The sequence below is a fragment of the Priestia megaterium genome (assembly GCF_046599315.1).
GTDB lineage: Bacteria > Bacillota > Bacilli > Bacillales > Bacillaceae_H > Priestia > Priestia megaterium_F.
In genome coordinates this window covers 1-24,245 of record NZ_JBKIKC010000020.1, presented here as the reverse complement: position 1 = coordinate 24,245, position 24,245 = coordinate 1, and the positions used below count along the sequence as shown (strand labels likewise).

18 protein-coding genes, 6 tRNA genes, 3 rRNA genes and 2 pseudogenes are annotated in these 24,245 nt (G+C 37.2%); 4 read left to right on the top strand and 25 right to left on the bottom strand.

Annotation, left to right across the window (positions count from 1 at the left end):
• Window positions 1-114, top strand: a pseudogene (locus tag ACLHDF_RS28865) (NAD(P)H-dependent oxidoreductase); the annotation flags it as partial.
• A gap of 277 nt (window positions 115-391) precedes the next feature.
• Here ACLHDF_RS28865 and ACLHDF_RS28860 read toward each other — a convergent pair.
• From ACLHDF_RS28860 to ACLHDF_RS28825, 8 genes and pseudogenes are all read right to left on the bottom strand, one after another.
• Entirely contained in the window at window positions 392-661 is a 270-nt protein-coding gene (locus ACLHDF_RS28860) for a hypothetical protein (protein ID WP_413921846.1), read from the bottom strand.
• Between the two features lie 98 nt (window positions 662-759).
• A pseudogene (locus ACLHDF_RS28855) lies at window positions 760-1,319 on the bottom strand (maltose acetyltransferase domain-containing protein).
• Window positions 1,320-1,395: 76 nt separating this feature from the next.
• Window positions 1,396-2,385 carry a carbohydrate kinase family protein gene (locus tag ACLHDF_RS28850; RefSeq protein WP_413921845.1) on the bottom strand — a complete coding sequence of 330 codons (990 nt, stop codon included), beginning with the start codon at window positions 2,383-2,385 and terminating at the stop codon, window positions 1,396-1,398.
• A gap of 53 nt (window positions 2,386-2,438) precedes the next feature.
• Complete coding sequence (locus ACLHDF_RS28845; protein WP_413921844.1) at window positions 2,439-3,911, bottom strand: glycoside hydrolase family 32 protein; 1,473 nt, start codon at window positions 3,909-3,911, stop codon at window positions 2,439-2,441.
• A 12-nt stretch (window positions 3,912-3,923) separates the two neighbouring features.
• Complete coding sequence (locus ACLHDF_RS28840) at window positions 3,924-5,165, bottom strand: MFS transporter (RefSeq protein ID WP_413921843.1); 1,242 nt, start codon at window positions 5,163-5,165, stop codon at window positions 3,924-3,926.
• Window positions 5,166-5,344: 179 nt separating this feature from the next.
• Window positions 5,345-6,193 (bottom strand): carbohydrate ABC transporter permease, encoded by an 849-nt coding sequence (locus tag ACLHDF_RS28835; protein WP_413921842.1) that lies wholly within the window; start codon window positions 6,191-6,193, stop codon window positions 5,345-5,347.
• The gene (locus ACLHDF_RS28830; protein ID WP_413921841.1) at window positions 6,193-7,137 is read right to left on the bottom strand and encodes a carbohydrate ABC transporter permease; all 945 of its coding nucleotides are present in this window, start codon (window positions 7,135-7,137) and stop codon (window positions 6,193-6,195) included. Before ACLHDF_RS28830 ends, ACLHDF_RS28835 begins: the two co-directional genes overlap by 1 nt.
• Window positions 7,138-7,162: 25 nt before the next feature.
• Window positions 7,163-8,464 carry an ABC transporter substrate-binding protein gene (locus tag ACLHDF_RS28825; RefSeq protein WP_413921840.1) on the bottom strand — a complete coding sequence of 434 codons (1,302 nt, stop codon included), beginning with the start codon at window positions 8,462-8,464 and terminating at the stop codon, window positions 7,163-7,165.
• A 555-nt stretch (window positions 8,465-9,019) separates the two neighbouring features.
• Between ACLHDF_RS28825 and ACLHDF_RS28820 the strand changes: the two genes are divergently transcribed.
• Window positions 9,020-9,994 (top strand): LacI family DNA-binding transcriptional regulator, encoded by a 975-nt coding sequence (locus ACLHDF_RS28820; RefSeq protein ID WP_413921839.1) that lies wholly within the window; start codon window positions 9,020-9,022, stop codon window positions 9,992-9,994.
• Window positions 9,995-10,451: 457 nt separating this feature from the next.
• Here ACLHDF_RS28820 and ACLHDF_RS28815 read toward each other — a convergent pair whose 3' ends face one another.
• Both ACLHDF_RS28815 and fsa read right to left on the bottom strand, forming a co-directional pair.
• Window positions 10,452-10,583, bottom strand: coding sequence for a hypothetical protein (locus tag ACLHDF_RS28815; protein WP_413921838.1), 132 nt, complete (start codon window positions 10,581-10,583; stop codon window positions 10,452-10,454).
• 567 nt (window positions 10,584-11,150) lie between these two features.
• Complete coding sequence (fsa, locus tag ACLHDF_RS28810; protein ID WP_413921837.1) at window positions 11,151-11,819, bottom strand: fructose-6-phosphate aldolase; 669 nt, start codon at window positions 11,817-11,819, stop codon at window positions 11,151-11,153.
• Window positions 11,820-12,204: 385 nt separating this feature from the next.
• Here fsa and ACLHDF_RS28805 point away from each other — a divergent pair, with 385 nt between their 5' ends.
• Window positions 12,205-13,032 (top strand): HAD family hydrolase, encoded by an 828-nt coding sequence (locus ACLHDF_RS28805; protein WP_413921836.1) that lies wholly within the window; start codon window positions 12,205-12,207, stop codon window positions 13,030-13,032.
• Between the two features lie 829 nt (window positions 13,033-13,861).
• Here the strand turns inward: ACLHDF_RS28805 and ACLHDF_RS28800 are convergent.
• The 14 genes from ACLHDF_RS28800 to ACLHDF_RS28735 all read right to left on the bottom strand — a co-directional run bounded on the left by ACLHDF_RS28800 (window position 13,862) and on the right by ACLHDF_RS28735 (window position 23,084).
• Window positions 13,862-14,242: a hypothetical protein gene (locus tag ACLHDF_RS28800; RefSeq protein ID WP_413921835.1), complete on the bottom strand. Its 381-nt coding sequence runs from the start codon at window positions 14,240-14,242 to the stop codon at window positions 13,862-13,864.
• A 17-nt stretch (window positions 14,243-14,259) separates the two neighbouring features.
• Complete coding sequence (locus ACLHDF_RS28795) at window positions 14,260-15,444, bottom strand: hypothetical protein (RefSeq protein ID WP_413921699.1); 1,185 nt, start codon at window positions 15,442-15,444, stop codon at window positions 14,260-14,262.
• An 891-nt stretch (window positions 15,445-16,335) separates the two neighbouring features.
• Complete coding sequence (locus ACLHDF_RS28790) at window positions 16,336-16,542, bottom strand: hypothetical protein (protein WP_413921834.1); 207 nt, start codon at window positions 16,540-16,542, stop codon at window positions 16,336-16,338.
• Between the two features lie 46 nt (window positions 16,543-16,588).
• A complete protein-coding gene (locus tag ACLHDF_RS28785) occupies window positions 16,589-16,936 on the bottom strand; it encodes a hypothetical protein (RefSeq protein WP_413921833.1) in 348 nt (115 codons plus the stop codon).
• Between the two features lie 217 nt (window positions 16,937-17,153).
• Entirely contained in the window at window positions 17,154-17,468 is a 315-nt protein-coding gene (locus ACLHDF_RS28780; RefSeq protein ID WP_413921832.1) for a hypothetical protein, read from the bottom strand.
• A 132-nt stretch (window positions 17,469-17,600) separates the two neighbouring features.
• A tRNA-Glu gene (locus ACLHDF_RS28775) sits at window positions 17,601-17,676 on the bottom strand.
• Between the two features lie 4 nt (window positions 17,677-17,680).
• A tRNA-Asn gene (locus ACLHDF_RS28770) sits at window positions 17,681-17,755 on the bottom strand.
• A gap of 3 nt (window positions 17,756-17,758) precedes the next feature.
• Window positions 17,759-17,834: transfer RNA gene (locus tag ACLHDF_RS28765), tRNA-Lys, on the bottom strand.
• Window positions 17,835-17,838: 4 nt separating this feature from the next.
• Window positions 17,839-17,913 (bottom strand) — tRNA-Gln (locus ACLHDF_RS28760).
• Between the two features lie 7 nt (window positions 17,914-17,920).
• Window positions 17,921-17,996: transfer RNA gene (locus ACLHDF_RS28755), tRNA-Thr, on the bottom strand.
• Window positions 17,997-18,000: 4 nt separating this feature from the next.
• Window positions 18,001-18,076 (bottom strand) — tRNA-Val (locus ACLHDF_RS28750).
• 116 nt (window positions 18,077-18,192) lie between these two features.
• Window positions 18,193-18,308, bottom strand: a 5S ribosomal RNA gene (gene rrf, locus ACLHDF_RS28745).
• Window positions 18,309-18,371: 63 nt separating this feature from the next.
• A 23S ribosomal RNA gene (locus ACLHDF_RS28740) occupies window positions 18,372-21,307 on the bottom strand.
• A 225-nt stretch (window positions 21,308-21,532) separates the two neighbouring features.
• Window positions 21,533-23,084 (bottom strand): 16S ribosomal RNA (locus tag ACLHDF_RS28735).
• The 16S, 23S and 5S rRNA genes sit together here with 6 tRNA genes alongside, the layout of an rRNA operon.
• A gap of 379 nt (window positions 23,085-23,463) precedes the next feature.
• Between ACLHDF_RS28735 and ACLHDF_RS28730 the strand changes: the two genes are divergently transcribed.
• Entirely contained in the window at window positions 23,464-23,667 is a 204-nt protein-coding gene (locus tag ACLHDF_RS28730; RefSeq protein ID WP_413921831.1) for a cold-shock protein, read from the top strand.
• Between the two features lie 262 nt (window positions 23,668-23,929).
• On the opposite strand, the gene ACLHDF_RS28725 is transcribed toward ACLHDF_RS28730, so the two are convergent.
• Window positions 23,930-24,130: a cold-shock protein gene (locus ACLHDF_RS28725; RefSeq protein WP_013056497.1), complete on the bottom strand. Its 201-nt coding sequence runs from the start codon at window positions 24,128-24,130 to the stop codon at window positions 23,930-23,932.
• Window positions 24,131-24,245: the final 115 nt, after the last annotated feature.

The window sequence follows — 24,245 nt, the reverse complement described above, 5'->3', positions numbered from 1 at the left end:
ATGAAAGTACTTGTCTTTGTGTCTCACCCAAGAAGAGACTCACTCAGTGCGAACATAGCTAAGAAATTTATTGAGGGATTAGCAGAAGCAGGACATGAGTACAAAATTGCAGATTATAAGAAAAAAGCTCACCTTTTTTATATAAGCTTGTAAAGTAGAATATCTATGGAAAATGCTTTACAGCATGATTAGCAATTAATTTATCATTTAACAATGAAAAAAAGATGAAAATTAACCATACTAAAAGGACATATCATAAGATATGTCTTTCTAAGTTATTTTACTCTGTATATACTTAAAATGCATAATCATGGGTTGGCTTACACCGGGACCAATAAAACTAGCTTTACAAGCAAGATTTCTTCCCATCATGACCTTTCATTTGAAGAAATTAAATATTTAACCCTCTTTTTATCCATACTACTTTCGTTTGTTTCTTTAAAAGAGGGATTTTATTTCTAAATTTTCTTTTAAGTACCTCTACACTTGAACTATACAATATTTTACCTTTTAAATGATTATTTTTATCTCGCTTTTTTAGCGTATATACTGGATTAAACGATAATGTCATCTTATAAAGCATCTTATCCTGTTTCTCTATAATTGCTTGATAGGTCCCTAAATAATGACCAAAATGATTATAATCTCTAATTTTCCCCATCCATATATCCAATTTAATCACCAATTAACTAATAAGTTAGAAATTCAAATTTCATTTAGAGTACTGTTACTAAAATTTAGTGAAATATTCTTATATCCTTAATTTCTAATTTTTTTAATAATTTTTGCTGGATTCCCACCTACCACTACATTGTTAGGTACGTCTTTAGTCACTACTGAGCCAGATGCAATAACAACATTGTCTCCTATCGTCACTCCTGGATTTATCACTGCACTTCCACCAATCCATACATTATCTCCAAAATAATTGGTTTTGCGTATTCCTTTCCTGAATTTCGTTCATTCGGGTCAATTGGATGAGTTGCTGTATAGATATGTACACCAGGACCAAGTAAACAATTATCTCCAAATCTCACTTCACAAATGTCTAGGATGACACAATCAAAGTTTGCAAAAAAGTTTTCGCCAACAAATATGTTATAGCCATAGTCAACTCTAATATTCGGTTCAACATATACGTTTTCCCCAGTAGAACCGAATAAACCTTTTAATAATTTTATACGCTTATTCCCTTCACTCTCTAAAGTTTCATTATATATCCTAACCTGCCTTCTAGCATGTTCTTGATCCTTTCTTAATTGTGCGTCTGCAGGATTATACATTTCTCCACCTAACATCTTTTCTTTTTCAGTCCTCATTATTTAAATCCTTTCTTTTAACCCTTACTTATATTGTGAATTCCAAACTAATTCCCAATTATAAATACATATTTTCTTAAGTTAATCTGCCTCTTTGAGTAGCAATAAAATTCATTATATGTTGTTTTCCAGGTGCTGCGTGGATCGCTCCTTTTACTGAAGCAGTAAGTGCCCCACTTGCATTAGCAAAGGTAAGCAATTGTTGATGGTGTTCACTCACTTTTTGACATAGATTTTCGCTCGATATATCAATTGAAAGCAATTGATATAAAAAACCACCTATAAACGCATCACCTGCCCCGGTTGTATCTGAAACAGTTACTCTAAATCCTTTATCCTCAAATTGTTCTCCATTTTTCAAATAAATAATAGCTCCATCTTTTCCTTTTGTATAAACTACTACTTTTACATTGCCAACAAAAAGAGAGTTAATGGCTTCTCTTTCTCCCTTAATATTGGTTATAAAAAATAATTCTTCATCCGATACTTTCACAATATCTGCTAAAGGTAAAAATTCTAGAATTGTTCGACGACAGATTTCTTTATCAGGCCATAAGGGAAGACGAACATTAGGATCAAAACTGACAATCCCCCCTATTTTTTGAAAACTATCTATTACTTTTATATGAGTTTGTTTCATTGGACTTTCGACTAAATCTACAGAACAAAAATGAAGAAGGTCTCCCTTATCAAACCACCCTACTTTCACCTCGTTTGGTAAGAGTAATAAGTCAGCTGAATTCTTTCTGTAAAAACTGAAGTCCCTATCTCCCAATTTATCTACAGATACGAATGCCAAACCGGTCTCTCCTTCATTACATCGAATAATGTAGGAAGTATCTACCCCATTTCCTGCTAGCACATCTACTAAATAATCACCGAAGCTATCATTAGCTATTTTCGTCAGCATAACAGAATTTCCTCCGTATTTTGCAATCGCAATTGCAACGTTCATAGGAGCCCCCCCAGCCACACGTTCAAAACTAGTAACTTCTTTTAAAGATTTTTCTTTTTGAACAGGAATAAAATCAATTAATGTTTCACCAATACAAAAAACTCTTTTCAACATCTTCACCCCAAAACAATGAACAAGTGTACAAACACTTGTTCATTCATAATTTATTTCCAGATATCTTTTAACTTCCAATATGTTAATTCCTTAATTCTTACATCCCCAACATCTGCAAACACCTCAATGCCTAATCTATCTTCAGTTGGATAAATACGACTTGTCATAGTTGCTTGTCCTTCATTTGCAAATACTTCAATAGAAGATCGATCAATAAATATACGTAGCGAAAGCTCTTTGTTTGTTCTAAGGATAGCATTTCTGACTCCATCTTCTACCTTACCTGACTTAGAACAATCAATTGTCAATTTATGCTTGTCTAAGTGATACGTTAATACTGTTTCTTCCTTATTAATTCCACGAACCCTTAAACCTACAGATTGAGAGTTACAATTGGTTAAGTCAAATACAGCTTTTATTTCAAGTAAATCCTCGTTTGTTTCTATTAAATGATTCTCGGAAACCACTTGATTCGTAAGTGCATTATGTTCAATCCCACGTAATAAACGTAACTCTTCAACCGGATTCATTAAAATTTCATTATTTTCTCCTAGGGTAACTTCACGTGGCAATGTAAGTGCTCCACACCATCCATCTGCTTTTGTTGGCATATTGGACTCCCACATGTCCATCCAACCAATCGCAATCCGACGACCTTTCTCATCTAATAATGTTTGAACCGCGTAAAAGTCATGTCCATTATCTAACTCAGTAAATGCCCCATGTACAAACTCGTTGGTTTCGTAATTATAATCTCCAATGAAATAACCTGTCTGAAATAAGTTATTATATAAATCTCCATCTTTATGAATCCCTTGTGGAGAAATCATGAGGACATACTTTCCATCTAATTCAAAGAAGTCTGGGCATTCCCACATGTATCCAAGAGTTCCATCACTTTGCGCAAGGACACCAATGTACTCCCATTCACGTAGATTAGAAGAACGATATAGAATAACTCGTCCAATATTATCCTTAGTTGAATTTCCTAAAACCATATACCAAACGTCGTTATGTTTCCATACCTTTGGATCACGAAAATGATGGGCACTATCTGCTGGTGGTTGGGCAATAACTGGATTCTCTCCAACTTTTTCGAATGTAGTGCCATCGGTACTGACCGCAATATTTTGATTTTGATAGAAAAGGTCCTTTTCTTTATCGGTATAATGATGTCCCGTATAGATTAAAGTTAGTTCTCCATTATTATCGACGGCACTTCCCGAGAAACATCCATCTGTATCACAAACATCTCCAGGAGCTAAGGCAACAGGAAGGTGCTCCCAATGAACAAGATCCTTACTTTTTACGTGCCCCCAATGCATCGGTCCCCAATTTTCATCATATGGGTGGTGCTGATAAAATACGTGGTATTCCCCTTTATACTGTACTAACCCATTTGGATCATTGATCCAGTTCGCCGGTGCCATGATATGATAACCTAGTCGATAACGATTACTCATTCTTTCTTTTGTATTCTTTAGTGCCTCTTCTGCTTGCTGAATTCTGTTTACTGTTAACATCCTAATATCCTCCTAGATAACTTTTTGTATCTTTTCTGCCTTGACTCGCGAACCTATGCCATTTTTTGAATTTAACAACGTAAAAATTGAAATGATTGTAAAACACAAAACCATGATTCCCATGATGATGTAGGTATGACGAAAACCTACACTATCGTATAATCCACCTGCGATTGGTGAAAGAATAGATGCACCTACTTGAGAGACAAATTGAAAACCCACTAAATATAATACAGAAGATAGTCTTGTATCAAAATTCGCTGCTAAATACTTGAAAATAGCAATCAACATAATCGGTAATTCAAGTGCATGAATTAATTTCATAGATGAAATGCCAATTGGGCCAATTACAAGTCCAGACCCAATAATTCGAAAGGCCATTAGAAGTCCTGCTAAAATTAAACTATTCTTTGCACCAAGTTTGTTTACTACAAACGGGGCAAGAAACATCATCCCAGCCTCTAAAAATACTTGGAAAGAGTTTAAATATCCAAATACTTGATTACCTAGAGCTTCATTTGGAAATAAGGATGCATAATAAATTGGGAATTGTTGATCATAAACGCTATAAACACATGTCACTCCCATGACATACATCATCAAAAACCAAAAATCTTTTAATAGAAAAAGTCGTCCAACGTCTTTTAATGTAACAGAATCGGCTTTCTCCATCTCGTAATCTGTCATATCTATTTTTACGGACATAATTATTGTTACCAATATGATAGCTGAAACAGATGCTACCCAAAAATTAATATGTGGGTTGATATTAAATAGCTGGCCTGCAAAAAATGTAGCTGCTGCCCATCCTAATGATCCCCACATTCTTGATTTGCCGTACTCAAACTTATATTTACGACTAACCTTTTCAATGTAAGATTCAATAGCTCCGATACCAGCTAAAAAAGCTACTCCTAAATATAGTCCTCCGATAACTGCGCCTAAAAAGACATTGTATTGTAATAACGGTCCATAAATAAAAATATAAAAGGGTCCTACAAATATAAGTAATAAACTGATAAAAAATAAGATATTTTTCTTTAAACCTATCTTGTCAGAAATGTAACCATACAAGGGCTGCATACATAAGGCAAAGATAGCGTTTACAGAAAAGATTAAACCTGTTTCTGAACCATTTAATTTTATTTCTTGACCTAACCAGATAGAAAATAAAGAGTAACTAGCAGACCAAGTAAAAAAGAAAAAGAAGAAATATGCACTTAACTTCCAATATAGACTTTTTGAACCTTTCACATTAAATTGCCCCTTTAGCTAGTGATGTAGAATAGTAATTTTTGATATGAAAGCACTTTCGTAATTATTTTATGTCAACCGGTTTCACATGTCAATATTTTTATGTCAACCGGTTGACACCCGGTTTAAAAATTACCCATACATAGGTAGTGTTTACGCAGGAATAACCTAATTTTTTCTTATTTAATACCTGTTCCTGAACCACCAATCCCTTCTAAAATATAACGCTGAGCCACTATATAGATAAGAATTAATGGGATGGTGGATATTGTTAAAACAGCCATAACTTGATTCGTGTAAACTGGATCCGTACTATTGATAGCTGTAATTGCCACTTGAATCGGAAATTTTGACTTGTCTGTTAAAACCATTAAAGGCCAAATATAATCATTCCAACTTCCGATAAAAGCTAAAGTTCCTACTGTAGCAACAGCTGGTTTAGACATGGGTAGCATAATTCTCAAGAATATTTGCCAGGTATTTGCTCCATCCAATTTGGCTGATTCAATAATCTCTGCTGGAATAGACATGAAAAAGTTTCGGAATAAATAAATATTGAATGCCCCTGCTAAGGCTGGCAGAATTACAGCAAGACGAGTGTCTACTAATCCCAGTTTGTGAACTATAGTAAATTGTGAGATTAAGATTGTTTCCAGCGGTACGATTAAAAGAGCCAATAAAAGACCAAACAACACTCTTTTTCCATTAAAATTCAATTTAGCGAACGCATAACCTGCCATCCCATTGATAATGACAGAACCTGCTGCTACACATAAACCATAAAACAAGCTGTTTATCATATAACCAAGTAAATGAAAGCGTGACAGAACTTGCTTATAGGATATAAACCAATCTGATGGATGAAAGGAAGGTAGGAATGCTTTGATACTGTTCATGTTTTTATAAACTTCTGCTTCAGGTTTCATTGAAGATGCAATCATCCAAAATAACGGGAATATAAATAATACGGCTAGTAAAACTAAACAAATGTACTCTAGGGTTGTTAAAGGACCGAATTTTCGTCTCATTAGTCATCTTCCTCCTTTACTAATTTCCGTTGCGCTAGCGTAACTAACCCAATAATTGTTCCAAATAGAAGGGCAATCGAACTAGCGTATCCAACCATTCGATCCGTAAAGCCAGTTTGATAAATGTAATATACAACCGTCATCGTGGAGTTGACTGGGCCTCCTTGTGTCATAACCATTGGTTGGACTAATAGCTTAAACGCACCAATTAATGTCGTAATAAATATAAAAATAGAGGTTGGCTTTAATAATGGTAACGTAATATGAATAAATCGTTGCCATTTATTCATTCCATCTAGTTGTGCAGCTTCGTAGACGTCTCCAGGTATATTTTGCAAACCTGCTAGAAAAATTAACATTTGAAAGCCAGCTCCCTGCCATGCTGAAACAAAAACAATTGTAAACATAGCCTGTTTAGGGCTTGTTAAGAACGGTTGAGCTGAAACACCAAAATAAGTGAGTACATTGTTGATAATTCCTTCATTTGGATTTAACAAATAAAGCCAAAGAACTGAGATAACAACGAGCGACATTACTACAGGACTAAAGTAAGCCACTTTAAAAAATGTGTTAGCTTTACGTTGTTTGTTTAACAGGAGGGCCAGCCCAAGAGCTGCCCCTATCTGTAAAGGAATTACCCAAATGACAAATTTCAGTGTATTCACCAGACTTTTCAAGAAAATAGGATCCTTAAATAAATTAATAAAGTTGTCTAATCCTACGAATCTGCGCGTATCGGGTGTTAAAAGATAATAATCTGTAAATGCATAGTAGACGGACATAATAGCTGGAATAATAAGAAACAGCGATAAAAGTAATAGTGCCGGTCCTAAAAATGTATAAGCTACTACATTTTCTCTCCATTTAATTCTATTTTTAGTCTCTTTTTCTGTTCCTGGGAATGTGTAAACAGTCTTACTTCCTTTTAATCCAGTTTTAATCATAATGCCTCCTTCTAGCTAGCTGCTTTTATCGATTAGCCTTATCGATAGCTGCTTGCATTTCTGTAGCACGTGTATCTAAGACTTTTTTAATGTTTTTGTTTTGATCATAGAAACTGATATCATCAATTGTTTGCTGGAAAGCACGTGTTACTTGTGGATATGCTGGTGTTACTGGTCGTGCGTGTCCTGATTCCTCTAATTGCTTCATAAACACATTCATTTGATCAGAAAATTCTTTTGTAAGTACTTTTTCAGAAGAGTAACGAACTGGTAGTGCTGCAATTGTACGACTTAATTCTAAATTCGAATCTTTATTTGTCATCCAATCTACTAGTTTAGCAGACCATTCTTTATTTTCAGATTTCTGTGTCATTGCAAACTGCCAACTTCCTGAAGGTGAAACCAGTTTCTTTGTCTTTGGTGATACTGGATAAGGCATAACACCATAATCGACTTTTTGAAAATTTGTTTTCATATCCGTCACTGTCCATACACCACTAAACTTCATTGGGTACTTTTCTGTTTCAAAAGCTTGTTTGACCGGAGTACGCGTTGTATAACCTTCTTTTAACATCGTTTGAATAAAAGTCATGGCTTCAATACTAGGCTTTTTATTAAATACACCTTCTGCTTTAGTACCGTCTTTCGAAATAATTTCTCCGCCTGCAGACCATACAAATGGCGTTAGTGCATACGTTAACATTTCATCTTTTGATTGTAATTGCATATCAATAGCCGGTTTATTATATTTTTCTTTCAACGTTTTACATAGGGACATAAACTGATCCCATGTCCAAGGATTATCAACTGTCGGTAACGTATTTAAATCAACGCCTGCCTCTTGTAGCATTTTTTTATTGTAGTAAATTCCCACGGACGATTCACTCGCACCAATCGCATACAATTTGTCTTTGTATGTTCCTTGTTGCTTAATACTTGGTAGTAAATCATCTTGATCTTTCACGTAATCATCTAGTGGGGCAATGATGCCAGATTTTGCATAAGCAGCTGTATTTGGACCATCTAATGTAATAACATCGGGTAATGTATCAGTTGTCAACGCTGCGTTCACTTTATCCTCATACCCCCCGCCGTTCCCACTACGTGGAATAAATTCAATTTTAGCTTTAACATTTTTAGATGCATACTTCTTGTTAAAAGTATCTACTCGTTTTTTATAAACCTTACCTTCTTCACTATCATCTGATACATGTACCCACATTGTAATCATTTGTTTGCCGTCACTACTTACGCTTTTACCCTTGCTACAGCCTGCTACAGCAAGAATTAGTAATAAAGATATACCTACTAAAAACCATTTCTTCATACGTTCCAGTCCCCCTTATTTATCCTTAATCACAATAAATATATAAAAGCGCTTTCAAGGAGTATTTTATGTCAACCGTTTACATATGTCAATCGGTTGACATATTTTTTTTGAAATATCAAACTTTTCGCTCCTATCCTTAAAACGGAGGTATAATATATTAGAATATATGTATTATCCATATCTCGTTCACAATAAAAGTTAATGTCTATTCGATATAAGCTAATATTAATTAACCCCTAATTCTTGCACATGTTAGAGATATTTTCTACAATAAGTCCGTAACAAATAAACTTTAATTAATTAAAGTGTTCCTCGAAATGAACTATTTCACAATATGAAATTTTTATTAATCAGGAAATTGTAAAGCTATCAAAGGAGGAATTAATTTTAATTGTTATAAAGTGTCTATCTAATGTTCAACAAGCTATTTCCCTAACCTAATCAAAAAATTCTTATGGGACTAAAAAATATAAAAGTTTATTTAAATAATAAAGATAAAAAATCCTAATATAATATTAACAAGTGATATTTAGTGGGATAGGAGGAAAGATAATGAAACCTAATATCCATGACGTAGCAAAGGTTGCAGGAGTTTCATCAACAACAGTTTCACGTGTCTTAAATAATCGAGGTTACATAAGTGAGAAAACAAAGGATAAAGTTTATAAAGCAATGGAGGAAATTAACTATTTTCCAAACGATTTAGCACGTTCGTTATTTCATAAAAAAACAAATTTAATAGGGTTAATTATACCCAATTCAAGTAACCCGTTTTTCGGTGAACTTGCCTTTCATATTGAAAGTGTTTGTACATCACTAGGTTATAAATTATTGCTTTGTAACAGTTTAAACCGTATGGATAAAGAGGAAAAATACTTAGAAATGCTTATACGAAATCAGGTAGATGGGGTCATTGTTGTAACATACAACCGAGGAGTCCTAGATTATCACAAACAAAATTTACCTATCGTAGCAATTGATCATTATTTATCTGAAAAGATTCCTGTTGTAGGATCCGATAATTATGATGGAGGGAAAAAAGCTACAGAATTGTTAATAAAGAAACAGTGTGAAAATATTATTCATATTAATGGTCCGCTCGACCTGGAAACACCAGCAAACTTAAGAAGAAAAGCGTATGAGGATGTTATGAAAGGATACGAAAAATTACCAATTACATATGAAGTCTCTCCTCAAAAGAGCCGTGAGGAGGTAATAGCTGAGCTTTTTAATGAACATCCGGAAGTAGATGGTATTTTTGCAAGTGATGATCTAATTGCTGCTGCTGTCATAACAGAAGCTAAAAAAAGAGGCAAAGATATACCCACTCAATTAAAAGTGATTGGTTACGATGGAACAGAAACAGTAAAGGCTATACTACCAGAATTAACGACTATACAACAACCTATCGATTCTATTGCGAAGGTAGCAATTGACATTTTATCTAAAGAGATTGAAGGCGAATTCAACAATATAGAACTTGAAACTTATCTGCCTATTAAGCTTTTAGAAGGTGGAACTACTTAAATAAATTCATAACATTTAGAAAGGAGAAAATTTCCTCTTCAAAGACCTGAAAACAATTTATTCTTAATTTAGAGTGATTAAAATAACTAATTTTCCCCAAAGATTTCGAGCTTGGTTGTCTCAGAAAGGTTGAGAAATCAAAGTTGTATAAAAAGCTGCATACTCCGGAAAAAGAACCCTTGTCAGAGCCCTTCTGCCATATGGGTTCTATTTGGGGTGTGTACTGGAAAGAGTAATTATGTTAATTCAGTTTGCTTATTATACAGATAGCAAAAGTTGCAAGGCTGTTTTCTTTTATATTCTATTTCTACTTTTAACAAACGATTTGTAAAGAAACCTAACTGCTACTATAAGTATGCCAAGCACTACGATGATAGGAATGATACTAGCAAATATATCCACTCAAACACTCCCCTTCGAATTTGAGATTATTATAACATTAAATTGGTATACATAATCATTCTTCTTCTCTGGTTACGATGCTGATTAAATAAGATTGCAAATGATCAAGAATTTCATTCAACTGCTTACATACCTCTTTATTAAACTCCAATTTAACAATTACCTTTGTATTATCGCTATTTTCCATTTAATATCTTCTGTTATTAATATATATAATTTAATAAAGTATAAAAATCAATTAGAAAAATACCATAATGTTATTAGTAATAATATCATTATTAATATTACCATTAATACTATAACTAAATTAATTTTAGTATATATATAATGTAAATGACAAAATTAACTTATAAAAATTAAAGTTTTATCATTTACTCTAACTGACGACAAATTGTGGGTTTTTCTATAAAAGAAGTAATAGTTAAAACAATTTTAATAAAAATAATTTATTAAATATCTTAATTTAAGATGCAAATTTATCTGTGCTTTATTGAATCAGTAATAATGTTAATTTTATTCTTCATAAAAAATATTTATTAATTAATTTATATCAAATATTACTATTTCCACTATAGTTGTTTTAAAGAAATTACTAATTAGATATATCGAAAAAATTCATATTATTGTTCTACTCTGGGCAAGAAAAGAGAAATAAAAAAGGATGCCCGCAAGCATCCATATGACAAAAAATAAAATATATCTACAATATTAAACTCAATCAGCTTTCACACTTGATGTTTAAATTAAAATTGTTTTAGTTTTTAACAGCTTTTTCCCAATCAGTTGCAAATTTTTCAATTCCTTGTTCAGTTAAAGGATGCTTTACTAATTGCTCGATAACGGAGTAAGGAATTGTTGCAATATGAGCACCTGCCATTGCTACACGAGTTACATGATCTGGATGTCTTACAGATGCAGCAATGATTTGAGAATCGATATTTTGAACACGGAATAGTTCTGCAATTCTGGATACTAAGTGTACTCCATCCTCAGAGATATCATCTAATCGTCCTAAAAAAGGAGAAACGTAGGTTGCACCAGCACGAGCAGCTAAGAGAGCTTGATTCACTGTAAAAATAAGAGTTACATTTGTTTTTACACCTTTTTTAGAAAGATAACGAGTAGCTTCTAATCCAGCTAACGTCATAGGAAGTTTAATAGTAATATTTTTATCGCTATCATTAATTTTAATCAATTCTTCAGCTTGAGCAATCATATCTTCGGCTGTAATTGCATCAGGTGTTACCTCTGCTGAAACAGATTCAACTTCTGGCACCATCTGAAGGATTTCTTCAATACGATCTTCAAATCTTACGCCTTCTTTTGCTACTAGAGATGGATTGGTTGTAACGCCGGATAAAACTCCCACTTTGTATGCTTTCTTAATGTCTTCAAGGTTTGCAGTATCAATAAAAAATTTCATGATTTCTTTCCTCCAATAGTTTGAAAGTCAAAATGTATTTTTTCTTTACAATAGAGTTATATGTATGAAATCTATACTTTCCCAGGCTTCAAGTTAGCTGACGAGCCTCTTTTATTCTATCTGAAATTACCACGATTATAAAGTAAAACGCTTTCTGTAAATGGATTCTTTTTCTTAATTATAGTTTTTTTTATGAGATAGATTATAGAAATACTCTTTCTGATTTATTGATACCAGATTCCGAAGCAGGTATTAAACATTTCATACCGAATTTTTATAATTAGAGAAGGTATGGTTTAATATAGCTATCCTAGGTAATAACAAAAATAAGATAACTTTAGTTCGTACAAAAGACTAAAGAGGGGAAAGGAATTAAGATCAAACAATGAAATGTATTTCAATTGATTTAGATGGTACGTTATTAAACTCTCAACATGAAATATCTGAAGAAAATGTGAAAACCTTAAAAGAATTGCACCAGCAAGGACATAGTATTATTTTGAATACAGGCCGAGCCTATGCAGACGTAATTAAACTGAGGGCGGTACAAAATATGGAAGTTCCCATTTTTTGTATTAATGGTTCTGTTTTATATTCAAAAACAAGAGAATTGCTGTATGAGGCAACTATATCTGTTTCTACATATAAAAAAATATTTTCAATTCTAAATGAAATTGGTGTAGGGATTCTTGTATACACTAATTATGGTGGCTTTCCTTCAACTTTGCCTCCATTACATAATAAAAGCAAGGAAGAGCTCGCCACTCTTTTTCAAGAATACAATTACGATGAAATTCTAAATAAAGACAACCTTAAAATCTATAAATTAATTGCTTTGGTACAGTACGAGCAATTGGAAAAAGTCGAAGAAGTAAAAAGGGCATTAGCTGATCAATTTGATATTTCGGTGGCTTCTTCTTTTCCTAATAACGTAGAAATCACTTCAAACGAAGCGCATAAAGGAAAGGCTATATTGCGTTACCAACAGATGATGAATCTGGATTTTGAAGAGATTTTTGCTTTCGGAGATGGGGGCAACGATCTTGCTCAATTCGAGGTAGCAACTACCTCAGTTGCTATGGGAAATGCTCCCCTAGACATTCAACAAAAAGCTGATTTAATAACTAAAACAAATGATGAAGATGGGTTTGCCTATGCAGTGCACCATCTTTTAAAACTAACAAAAACACAAGATGTCATATCCGTGATATAACGCTAAATTATGCCCATTTCTTCTAAAAACCTATACATCCATACATTCTATAAAAATTCAGTCAAGTCACTCTAAAAGAGTGGCTTTTTTAGAAGGTTTTTGACCTTGAATTTACTGACTGTCGTTAATCAAGCTCAAGTGGAAAATATCACTTATTTTGCTAGCATATTCGGCAAAATGAAAAGGAATAAGGTCGCTATTTCCTTGTAATAGCCTTATCAATGTATCGGTACTTTTCGTTTGTTACGTAAAATTTTATTGCCTCCAACCGTCTAAATAGATTTACCTTTTGGAACTATCTATATTGAACAATCTTAATCATAAATTAACTATACACTATTAAAGGGATTCTAATGCAAAAGTGTTGAAATGTTGTTATTGAGAAGTTATCAGAAAAAAATACCATTTATTTCGCAGTTAAATGTCCATTTATTGCAATTCTGAGCGTTTCTCATAATACTGTTTTTAGTAAAGGAGTTGGGGGGATTGAAAAAAATCATATACTGGATTATTTTTATTTTTTTGATTGTAGCTTATGTAACTGACATAGAAAACATTGACTTAAAGGATTTATTCTCTTCAACACAAGAAAGTACTACATCCTATGATAAGTAAAGTAATCTATTTTCCAACTTAAAAGGAGCTCCCCAAAATAGTAGCAAGTTTAAGCCTGTTGCTACATAAATGTTTCATAGCTAGAGAAATATTTATATGAATGGTTTATATCTTAATTGAGCAAACTACCTAAGATGAATAATCACCACCTTATAAGTGTAGTGATATGTAAAACAGAAAAAACCACTAGGTTCAATTCTAGTGGTTTTACTGTTTAAAAATCGTTATATTCTTCTAAGTCGTCATCGTCTAATGAGCCAGATATATTTTCTAAATCTGCAATCTTTCCTTCTTTTAGTTGTGGAACCTTTGAAGAAGGCTCTTCTTCTTTGAAGGAATCGTTTCCTACAAAATCTGTTGTTTTTGCTAATGTTTTTAAATCAGCTAGTTCATTCTTGATATGTTCAAGCATTTCGTAGGTTTTTTTGTCTTCAATTGCTTTTCTTTCAGTAAATGAACCATCTAGATCATGTAGAATTAAAGATGAAATATAATCCCCCAACTTACGCGATTTAGCATATGTAGCTAGTTTATTATACACTTCATCACTCAATCGATTCGTCTTAATGGTAAACGCATTTTGACGCTCTGACATCCCTATCACCTACGTTGTTAGGATTTAACGGCTTTTTTCTCTGCTTCTTGCTTCTTTTGAACGTAACCAATACTACGAATCTCTAAGCCAAATAAATTTAAATGGCGGCTATCTTGGGGAACCTTATGATACTTCTCCGTACGTTCTTCTCCAATTTTTTCACGCATACTGTTCATGATAGCTACTTCCAAAGTAGGAGCTACCCCGCCGCAGTATACATACTTACGTAGTTTATTCGCCGGTGGTGGTGCGACATCATTTAATTTAGCCAATAAGATTTCCACGTATTCTCGTAGTGAAGATTTGATTGTACTTGTTAAATCAATGGATTCACCTGTATTCTCGTTTTTTAGTACAAACTTTTGCTTGCTGTAGTTATCAAGAATAAATTGATCGAAGGCACGTAAGTCTGTGAATAACTCTAAAAATTTCTCTTTACGCAATTTATCAATATGCGCTAAATAAGGAATACCCTCAATACTTTGGAACGATTCACGACTATTAGCTGCTTTCAACCCTTCGGGTAGAATAACCACATCAATGGAACCACCACCTATATCCACCATCACCGTTTCACATTCTACATACTCATTTGCATCTTCACGATCTTGAAGTGTTAAGTCTTTTTTTAACGCAAAACGTGCACTTTCTCCCTCTTTTAAGCACGCACTTTCTTCTACTACTACCTTTAAAGTATTTTCAAAACCAGGCGTATGAACAGTAAATGTATGGTCGCCTGAGAAGCGATTAGCCATGGCTTTTTGAGCCGCCCCAAATGTGCTCTCTTTCTTAAGAAGCCAGATTGGTAACATAGTAGAAAAATAGTCAATTTCAATTGTATTGTCTTTTTTATTTTTTGCATGTAACGCATGGTAATACGCAATCGCAGCTAAAAAGGTGATGTATGGAATATGACTTGTAATTTTATTATGTAATTTATTAATGTGATTATTAGCCAGCAATTGACTAGCTGCAATGTCGCCTACTAAGAAATAACGCTCCTTCTCTTCTCCCTCAATGGTTGTAGAAAGTAAAATACGCTTTTTGAATTCTTCTGGAGCTGTAACAGCATCTGTGAAAAAGGAGTCTGCAGCTTCCTTTTGAAGTTCAACTACATTCGTTGGGAAATCAAATAGATATCCATCCATAATGTTCATATCAACAGAGTTACCGCAGTCTTTATTAAAACGTGAAATTTTCATTTATAAACACCTCATCTTTTAAGTTGAACTTATATTCAACTTATTGTACTTGATTTAGGATAAATATTCAATATGTGGGAGCAACTAAGTTATCTACAAAACATTCTATATATCAACAATTATACAAATTAAGTGGAACTTATATCCCCTACGATATTCAAATTCGTTATCTTATGTACCTTACTTTATATCATGAATATAAAAAGAGTGTGTACCAAAAAAGATGTAGACTCTTTTCCAAGCATAACTAAAAAACAGGCTTTTTCTAAAAGATACGTAATGCATAAAAAACAGTACGCTTATACATACACACATCCCCAAAAAAATTCATTTATCATTTATATGAATGTGATATACTTGTAGAGGAACTGATTATTCTTTACAAATTTCATCTGACACTTAAAATAAAAGGCTACATCATTCTAAAATGATGTAGCCTTTTATTTTGAATATTCAGATTTATTACGCTTGAACTATCGAATAAAAGACAATGATGTTTTTTAATGTGAAGCAATTTGGGGTATTAATGTACCTTTGAAGATCTTAGAAGTAAAAAATCTTATGCAGATAAGTCCGTGCCTAGTATATGCTTTTTTGTATTGTGTATCATTTTTTGCAATCGCTTTCATTCTGATAAATAATATGGTAAACTAATAGATGCATATTGGTTCTTAAAATCAACTTCCAACGAGTCCGTTACCCTTCGTGGTTACGGATTTTTTTATGCTCTTCATAAAATGTAAGTGCTTTATTTTCCAATATAGATTATAATAGAAATGCATTTGAATGGTTATATACACCTATATCATCTTACTTCATTGAACCTATTCCTTTGTGTGGGAATAGGTTGCTTTCTTTTACTGGTCTACTATAAAGGGAGCATACCAATGCTTAAAAGTTAGCCTGTAAAGCTTCAATTTTCTTCTTAAGTTTTTGGCTTTCTTCTTCTAATTCAATGATTCTATCTTGGAGTTCTTTATTACCCCAGTTGTTTTCCAACTCTTCAGATAGTTTTATTCGCTTTTTATGGATTTCAATTCGTTGTTTAGCCATCTCTTCTACCTCTTTATTTAATTGAAATTGTTCGTATGGATTCATATGTATTCCTCCTTTATTTTTACTTCCAACATAAACAGGTACCCCTTTAAAATAGAGTCCAGTGAGTATTAACCACGAACATAGTGACTGCCCCAAACGCGCTAGCAATAAAGCTAAACCCCCATACAATTCGCATCCAAACTACCAAAGATTCATATGTCTTTCTAAAGGCTACTTCCCGCATAAAGATGAGATAAAGTACTGTAAACCCATATACACCAAATGCTACCCATTGAAAAGTTTCTTGAATTTGAGGGGCTACTAAGGAAACTGCTACTAAAGCTAGGGTGAAAATAAGGTTCACCCCCATAAAAAAGCTTATAAAACGCATCCACTTAAACCCTTTTTCATATAGTTCAGCAGCATATTGATTTTTTTGTTTTAATTCTTCCATCATTCATTGCCCCTAGTATTTAGTTTTTATCTATTATAGCACGGGATGTCAGTTGCATTTTTAAATTATTAGTATTAGTATGTTCAAGCTTGGAAGATTAGCCGCAAGTATTTTAAAGTGTTTCCATTAGAACTACATACCGTATTCCATTAAAATCAGTTAATTATCTACCATAAATAAAAGAGCAGCTTACAAATGTGAACTGCTCTTTTGATGACTACTTAGACTGAAGAATTGCTTCTTTAACATACACTTTGTAGTCAATAATTGCGTCCTCGATCATGGGCGACTCATTTTCTAAATTGATATATCCAGCTAATGGTTTGGTACTTCCTACAAAATAAGGAAGTTCTTCATCAAGAAAAAGCTTAATGCTGTCTTCATCTAGTGATAACATGTTAACTATGGCATCAGTACTTATTTTTTCTAAATACAGTTCCTCTGCTGGAATGATATCTATAGTGCCGACACATTTTAAATCCACTACTTTAAAGCCTTTATCTAATAGTTCCTTCACTAAATCTTTAGGCACCTAAAACCCTCCTTAATACTTACTAATTTTCGACATAAAAAGAGGAATTCCTTTAGAATAACGCCCGGGAAGTATTGCACATGAATATACATAAATAAAAGAGCAGTTTGCAAATGCAAACTGCTCTTTTGATGACCCGTACGGGATTCGAACCCGTGTTACCGCCGTGAAAGGGCGGTGTCTTAACCGCTTGACCAACGAACGGGCCAGTATGGCTCCACAGGTAGGACTCGAACCTACGACCGATCGGTTAACAGCCGATAGCTCTACCACTGAGCTACTGTGGAATATGGTGGGCCTAAGTGGACTCGAACCTTCGACCCTCTGATTAAAAGTCAGATGCTCTCCCAACTGAGCTAATGGCTCTCTATGGCTGGGCTAGCTGGATTCGAACCAACGCATGACGGAATCAAAATCCGTTGCCTTACCGCTTGGCGATAGCCCAATAAAAATGGTGCCGGCAAGAGGACTTGAACCCCCAACCTACTGATTACAAGTCAGTTGCTCTACCAGTTGAGCTACACCGGCACGGTGGTGGAGGATGACGGGATCGAACCGCCGACCCCCTGCTTGTAAGGCAGGTGCTCTCCCAGCTGAGCTAATCCTCCAAAAAAATCTATATAAGCGCTATAAAAAGCGTTATTTTCATTACTTATGATAGAATATTTCAAATAAAAAACCCCCATGCTCTTTTACAAGAGACTCATAAGGGGTCTTATTCATTGCCTGGCAACGTCCTACTCTCACAGGGACAAAGTCCCAACTACCATTGGCGCTAAAGAGCTTAACTTCCGTGTTCGGTATGGGAACGGGTGTGACCTCTTCGCTATCGCCACCAGACAAGAGATTGCTCTCTCAAAACTAGATAACAGTTCGCTGAGTAAAGCTTACGCTTTTAAAAGTTTGGTTAAGTCCTCGATCGATTAGTATCAGTCAGCTACACATGTCGCCATGCTTCCACCTCTGACCTATCAACCTGATCATCTTTCAGGGATCTTACTAGCTTGCGCTATGGGAAATCTCATCTTGAGGGGGGCTTCATGCTTAGATGCTTTCAGCACTTATCCCGTCCACACATAGCTACCCAGCGATGCCTTTGGCAAGACAACTGGTACACCAGCGGTGTGTCCATCCCGGTCCTCTCGTACTAAGGACAGCTCCTCTCAAATTTCCTACGCCCACGACGGATAGGGACCGAACTGTCTCACGACGTTCTGAACCCAGCTCGCGTACCGCTTTAATGGGCGAACAGCCCAACCCTTGGGACCGACTACAGCCCCAGGATGCGATGAGCCGACATCGAGGTGCCAAACCTCCCCGTCGATGTGGACTCTTGGGGGAGATAAGCCTGTTATCCCCGGGGTAGCTTTTATCCGTTGAGCGATGGCCCTTCCATGCGGAACCATCGGATCACTAAGCCCGACTTTCGTCCCTGCTCGACTTGTAGGTCTCGCAGTCAAGCTCCCTTGTGCCTTTACACTCTACGAATGATTTCCAACCATTCTGAGGGAACCTTTGGGCGCCTCCGTTACATTTTAGGAGGCGACCGCCCCAGTCAAACTGCCCACCTGACACTGTCTCCCGGCCCGATAAGGGCCGCGGGTTAGAATTTCAATACAGCCAGGGTAGTATCCCACCGACGCCTCCACCGAAGCTAGCGCTCCGGCTTCTCAGGCTCCTACCTATCCTGTACAAGCTGTACCAAAATTCAATATCAGGCTACAGTAAAGCTCCACGGGGTCTTTCCGTCCTGTCGCGGGTAACCTGCATCTTCACAGGTACTATAATTTCACCGAGTCTCTCGTTGAGACAGTGCCCAGATCGTTACGCCTTTCGTGCGGGTCGGAACTTACCCGACAAGGAATTTCGCTACCTTAGGACCGTTATAGTTACGGCCGCCGTTTACTGGGGCTTCAATTCAGAGCTTCTCCCTAAGGATAACCCCTCCTCTTAACCTTCCAGCACCGGGCAGGCGTCAGCCCCTATACTTCGCCTTGCGGCTTCGCAGAGACCTGTGTTTTTGCTAAACAGTCGCCTGGGCCTATTCACTGCGGCTCTCTCGGGCTATACACCCTACCAGAGCACCCCTTCTCCCGAAGTTACGGGGTCATTTTGCCGAGTTCCTTAACGAGAGTTCTCTCGATCACCTTAGGATTCTCTCCTCGCCTACCTGTGTCGGTTTGCGGTACGGGCACCTCCCGCCTCGCTAGAGGCTTTTCTTGGCAGTGTGGAATCAGGAACTTCGGTACTATAGTTCCCTCGTCATCACAGCTCAGCCTTAATGATGAGCGGATTTGCCTACTCATCAGCCTAACTGCTTGAACGCGCATATCCAGCAGCGCGCTTACCCTATCCTACTGCGTCCCCCCATTACTCAAACGGCGGGGAGGTGGTACAGGAATATCAACCTGTTGGCCATCGCCTACGCTTTTCAGCCTCGGCTTAGGTCCCGACTAACCCTGAGCGGACGAGCCTTCCTCAGGAAACCTTAGGCATTCGGTGGACAAGATTCTCACTTGTCTTTCGCTACTCATACCGGCATTCTCACTTCTAAGCGCTCCATCAGTCCTTACGGTCTGACTTCGCTGCACTTAGAACGCTCTCCTACCACTGACATCTAAGATGTCAATCCACAGCTTCGGTGATACGTTTAGCCCCGGTACATTTTCGGCGCAGAGTCACTCGACCAGTGAGCTATTACGCACTCTTTAAATGGTGGCTGCTTCTAAGCCAACATCCTGGTTGTCTAAGCAACTCCACATCCTTTTCCACTTAACGTATACTTGGGGACCTTAGCTGGTGGTCTGGGCTGTTTCCCTTTTGACTACGGATCTTATCACTCGCAGTCTGACTCCCATGGATAAGTCTTTGGCATTCGGAGTTTGACTGAATTCGGTAACCCGTTGGGGGCCCCTAGTCCAATCAGTGCTCTACCTCCAAGACTCTTACAACATGAGGCTAGCCCTAAAGCTATTTCGGAGAGAACCAGCTATCTCCAGGTTCGATTGGAATTTCTCCGCTACCCACACCTCATCCCCGCACTTTTCAACGTGCGTGGGTTCGGGCCTCCATTCAGTGTTACCTGAACTTCACCCTGGACATGGGTAGATCACCTGGTTTCGGGTCTACAACCACATACTAAACGCCCTATTCAGACTCGCTTTCGCTACGGCTCCGCCTTATCGGCTTAACCTTGCATGGGATCGTAACTCGCCGGTTCATTCTACAAAAGGCACGCCATCACCCATTAACGGGCTCTGACTACTTGTAGGCACACGGTTTCAGGATCTCTTTCACTCCCCTTCCGGGGTGCTTTTCACCTTTCCCTCACGGTACTGGTTCACTATCGGTCACTAGGGAGTATTTAGCCTTGGGAGATGGTCCTCCCAGATTCCGACGGAATTTCACGTGTTCCGCCGTACTCAGGATCCACTCAAGAGGGAACGAAGTTTCAACTACAGGGTTGTTACCTTCTTCGACGGACCTTTCCAGGTCGCTTCATTTACTTCGTTCCTTTGTAACTCCGTATAGAGTGTCCTACAACCCCAAGAGGCAAGCCTCTTGGTTTGGGCTAATTCCGTTTCGCTCGCCGCTACTCAGGAAATCGCATTTGCTTTCTCTTCCTCCGGGTACTTAGATGTTTCAGTTCCCCGGGTCTGCCATCAATACCTTATGTATTCAGGTAAGGATACTGTTCCATTACGAACAGTGGGTTTCCCCATTCGGAAATCTCCGGATCAAAGCTCACTTACAGCTCCCCGAAGCATATCGGTGTTAGTCCCGTCCTTCATCGGCTCCTAGTGCCAAGGCATTCACCGTGCGCCCTTTCTAACTTAACCATTAGCGAATAAATGGTACAACATACTGTTGTGTTATTTATTGATTTGATTAAAAGAAAAGTTTCACTTTTCCTCAGCTATTACTGTTATCTAGTTTTCAAAGAACAATCGCAACCAAAATTCTTCTTATTAGATAAGAAGAAAGTAGTGTGCTTTCTATAATTGAGAGATTGAACTCTCAAAACTGAACAAAGTGTCAAAACGTACGTCTTATAAAATCCTTAGAAAGGAGGTGATCCAGCCGCACCTTCCGATACGGCTACCTTGTTACGACTTCACCCCAATCATCTGTCCCACCTTAGGCGGCTAGCCCCTTACGGTTACTCCACCGACTTCGGGTGTTACAAACTCTCGTGGTGTGACGGGCGGTGTGTACAAGGCCCGGGAACGTATTCACCGCGGCATGCTGATCCGCGATTACTAGCGATTCCAGCTTCATGTAGGCGAGTTGCAGCCTACAATCCGAACTGAGAATGGTTTTATGGGATTGGCTTGACCTCGCGGTCTTGCAGCCCTTTGTACCATCCATTGTAGCACGTGTGTAGCCCAGGTCATAAGGGGCATGATGATTTGACGTCATCCCCACCTTCCTCCGGTTTGTCACCGGCAGTCACCTTAGAGTGCCCAACTGAATGCTGGCAACTAAGATCAAGGGTTGCGCTCGTTGCGGGACTTAACCCAACATCTCACGACACGAGCTGACGACAACCATGCACCACCTGTCACTCTGTCCCCCGAAGGGGAACGCTCTATCTCTAGAGTTGTCAGAGGATGTCAAGACCTGGTAAGGTTCTTCGCGTTGCTTCGAATTAAACCACATGCTCCACCGCTTGTGCGGGCCCCCGTCAATTCCTTTGAGTTTCAGTCTTGCGACCGTACTCCCCAGGCGGAGTGCTTAATGCGTTAGCTGCAGCACTAAAGGGCGGAAACCCTCTAACACTTAGCACTCATCGTTTACGGCGTGGACTACCAGGGTATCTAATCCTGTTTGCTCCCCACGCTTTCGCGCCTCAGCGTCAGTTACAGACCAAAAAGCCGCCTTCGCCACTGGTGTTCCTCCACATCTCTACGCATTTCACCGCTACACGTGGAATTCCGCTTTTCTCTTCTGCACTCAAGTTCCCCAGTTTCCAATGACCCTCCACGGTTGAGCCGTGGGCTTTCACATCAGACTTAAGAAACCGCCTGCGCGCGCTTTACGCCCAATAATTCCGGATAACGCTTGCCACCTACGTATTACCGCGGCTGCTGGCACGTAGTTAGCCGTGGCTTTCTGGTTAGGTACCGTCAAGGTACGAGCAGTTACTCTCGTACTTGTTCTTCCCTAACAACAGAGTTTTACGACCCGAAAGCCTTCATCACTCACGCGGCGTTGCTCCGTCAGACTTTCGTCCATTGCGGAAGATTCCCTACTGCTGCCTCCCGTAGGAGTCTGGGCCGTGTCTCAGTCCCAGTGTGGCCGATCACCCTCTCAGGTCGGCTATGCATCGTTGCCTTGGTGAGCCGTTACCTCACCAACTAGCTAATGCACCGCGGGCCCATCTGTAAGTGATAGCCGAAACCATCTTTCAATCATCTCCCATGAAGGAGAAGATCCTATCCGGTATTAGCTTCGGTTTCCCGAAGTTATCCCAGTCTTACAGGTAGGTTGCCCACGTGTTACTCACCCGTCCGCCGCTAACGTCATAGAAGCAAGCTTCTAATCAGTTCGCTCGACTTGCATGTATTAGGCACGCCGCCAGCGTTCATCCTGAGCCAGGATCAAACTCTCCGAAGAAATGTTTGAATTGCTCAATTAAAAATAAAAATTAACGTTGACGTTTGTCGCTTTGTTCAGTTTTCAAAGTACAATATTTCGTAAAATAAGTTGTCGTATCAACGACGCTTTATAATAATAAAACATATTCACTTAAACGTCAATAGTTTTTTCTGAAAAACATTATTTTTTATCTTCATTATATTTTCCGCATCACAGTAACAACTATTAACCAAAAATTAATTTTTATACCTTAACCTTCATGTCCAAGCCTTTTACTCTTATTTTATAAAATTTAAATAAGAGACCGATGCTAGTAAAAATATGCATAGAAAAAAATGTATAAAGTATTTAGTACTCTTTTATAAGGTATACTATAATAAGAGGAGTAGTGATTAGTATGTCTTATTACGGTAAAAGAAATCAAGAACCTTTAGCTCAAGAACAAACAGAAGTGTGGGAATGTATAGTAGAAGATTGTAAGGGATGGATGAGAAAAGATTTCTCCTACGATAATCATCAAAAATGCCCTTTGTGTGGAAATCACATGAGAGCTGGGGAACGGCTTATTGATAAAATCCCCCGTAATCCCCATCGAAGATAATGTATATCTACGTTTTTACAAAGATCAAAAAATTACTGCTATTTATTTAGTTACAAATACTTGTTAATATATTCACGTTTGCTTTGTATTTCTATTGTGTGTTATAACTAGTTTAACCTTGTATCGATCGTCTTGACTAAAACCCAGGCTTTTTTAAAAGTCTGGGTTTTCTATTGGAATAATAGTGGATAAATCATGGTTTTCTAATTATAAGACCATAAAAAAAGACTCCTTCATAGGAGTCTTTTTTTATCACTTTTGATTATGCTTTGTGAACGTTAGCAGCTTGTGCTCCACGTTGACCTTGCTCGATATCAAAAGTAACTTTTTGACCTTCTTCTAATGATTTGAAACCTTCACCTTGAATAGCACTGAAATGAACGAATACATCGTCTCCGCCTTCGATTTCAATGAAACCGAAACCTTTGTCTGCATTAAACCATTTTACTGTACCTTGTGTCATAATGTTGCCTCCTGCTGTGGAATACTCCACAAATGTATTACCTCTCTTGCCCAATCATACTATTTCAAGATAAAAACTTCTGTTTAAGGTTTTTCTTCTCTCAATCTTATACCGA

Bases quoted from the DNA above. Each gene is read 5' to 3' on its own strand.
- ACLHDF_RS28795 (WP_413921699.1), bottom strand. From the start codon at position 15,444: ATGAAAATTTCACGTTTTAATAAAGACTGCGGTAACTCTGTTGATATG.
- ACLHDF_RS28860 (WP_413921846.1), bottom strand. From the start codon at position 661: ATGGGGAAAATTAGAGATTATAATCATTTTGGTCATTATTTAGGGACC.
- ACLHDF_RS28815 (WP_413921838.1), bottom strand. From the start codon at position 10,583: ATGGAAAATAGCGATAATACAAAGGTAATTGTTAAATTGGAGTTTAAT.
- ACLHDF_RS28830 (WP_413921841.1), bottom strand. From the start codon at position 7,137: ATGATTAAAACTGGATTAAAAGGAAGTAAGACTGTTTACACATTCCCA.
- ACLHDF_RS28825 (WP_413921840.1), bottom strand. From the start codon at position 8,464: ATGAAGAAATGGTTTTTAGTAGGTATATCTTTATTACTAATTCTTGCT.
- ACLHDF_RS28805 (WP_413921836.1), top strand. From the start codon at position 12,205: ATGAAATGTATTTCAATTGATTTAGATGGTACGTTATTAAACTCTCAA.
- ACLHDF_RS28820 (WP_413921839.1), top strand. From the start codon at position 9,020: ATGAAACCTAATATCCATGACGTAGCAAAGGTTGCAGGAGTTTCATCA.
- ACLHDF_RS28730 (WP_413921831.1), top strand. From the start codon at position 23,464: ATGTCTTATTACGGTAAAAGAAATCAAGAACCTTTAGCTCAAGAACAA.
- ACLHDF_RS28835 (WP_413921842.1), bottom strand. From the start codon at position 6,193: ATGAGACGAAAATTCGGTCCTTTAACAACCCTAGAGTACATTTGTTTA.
- ACLHDF_RS28800 (WP_413921835.1), bottom strand. From the start codon at position 14,242: ATGTCAGAGCGTCAAAATGCGTTTACCATTAAGACGAATCGATTGAGT.
- ACLHDF_RS28790 (WP_413921834.1), bottom strand. From the start codon at position 16,542: ATGAATCCATACGAACAATTTCAATTAAATAAAGAGGTAGAAGAGATG.
- ACLHDF_RS28845 (WP_413921844.1), bottom strand. From the start codon at position 3,911: ATGTTAACAGTAAACAGAATTCAGCAAGCAGAAGAGGCACTAAAGAAT.
- ACLHDF_RS28725 (WP_013056497.1), bottom strand. From the start codon at position 24,130: ATGACACAAGGTACAGTAAAATGGTTTAATGCAGACAAAGGTTTCGGT.
- fsa (WP_413921837.1), bottom strand. From the start codon at position 11,819: ATGAAATTTTTTATTGATACTGCAAACCTTGAAGACATTAAGAAAGCA.
- ACLHDF_RS28785 (WP_413921833.1), bottom strand. From the start codon at position 16,936: ATGGAAGAATTAAAACAAAAAAATCAATATGCTGCTGAACTATATGAA.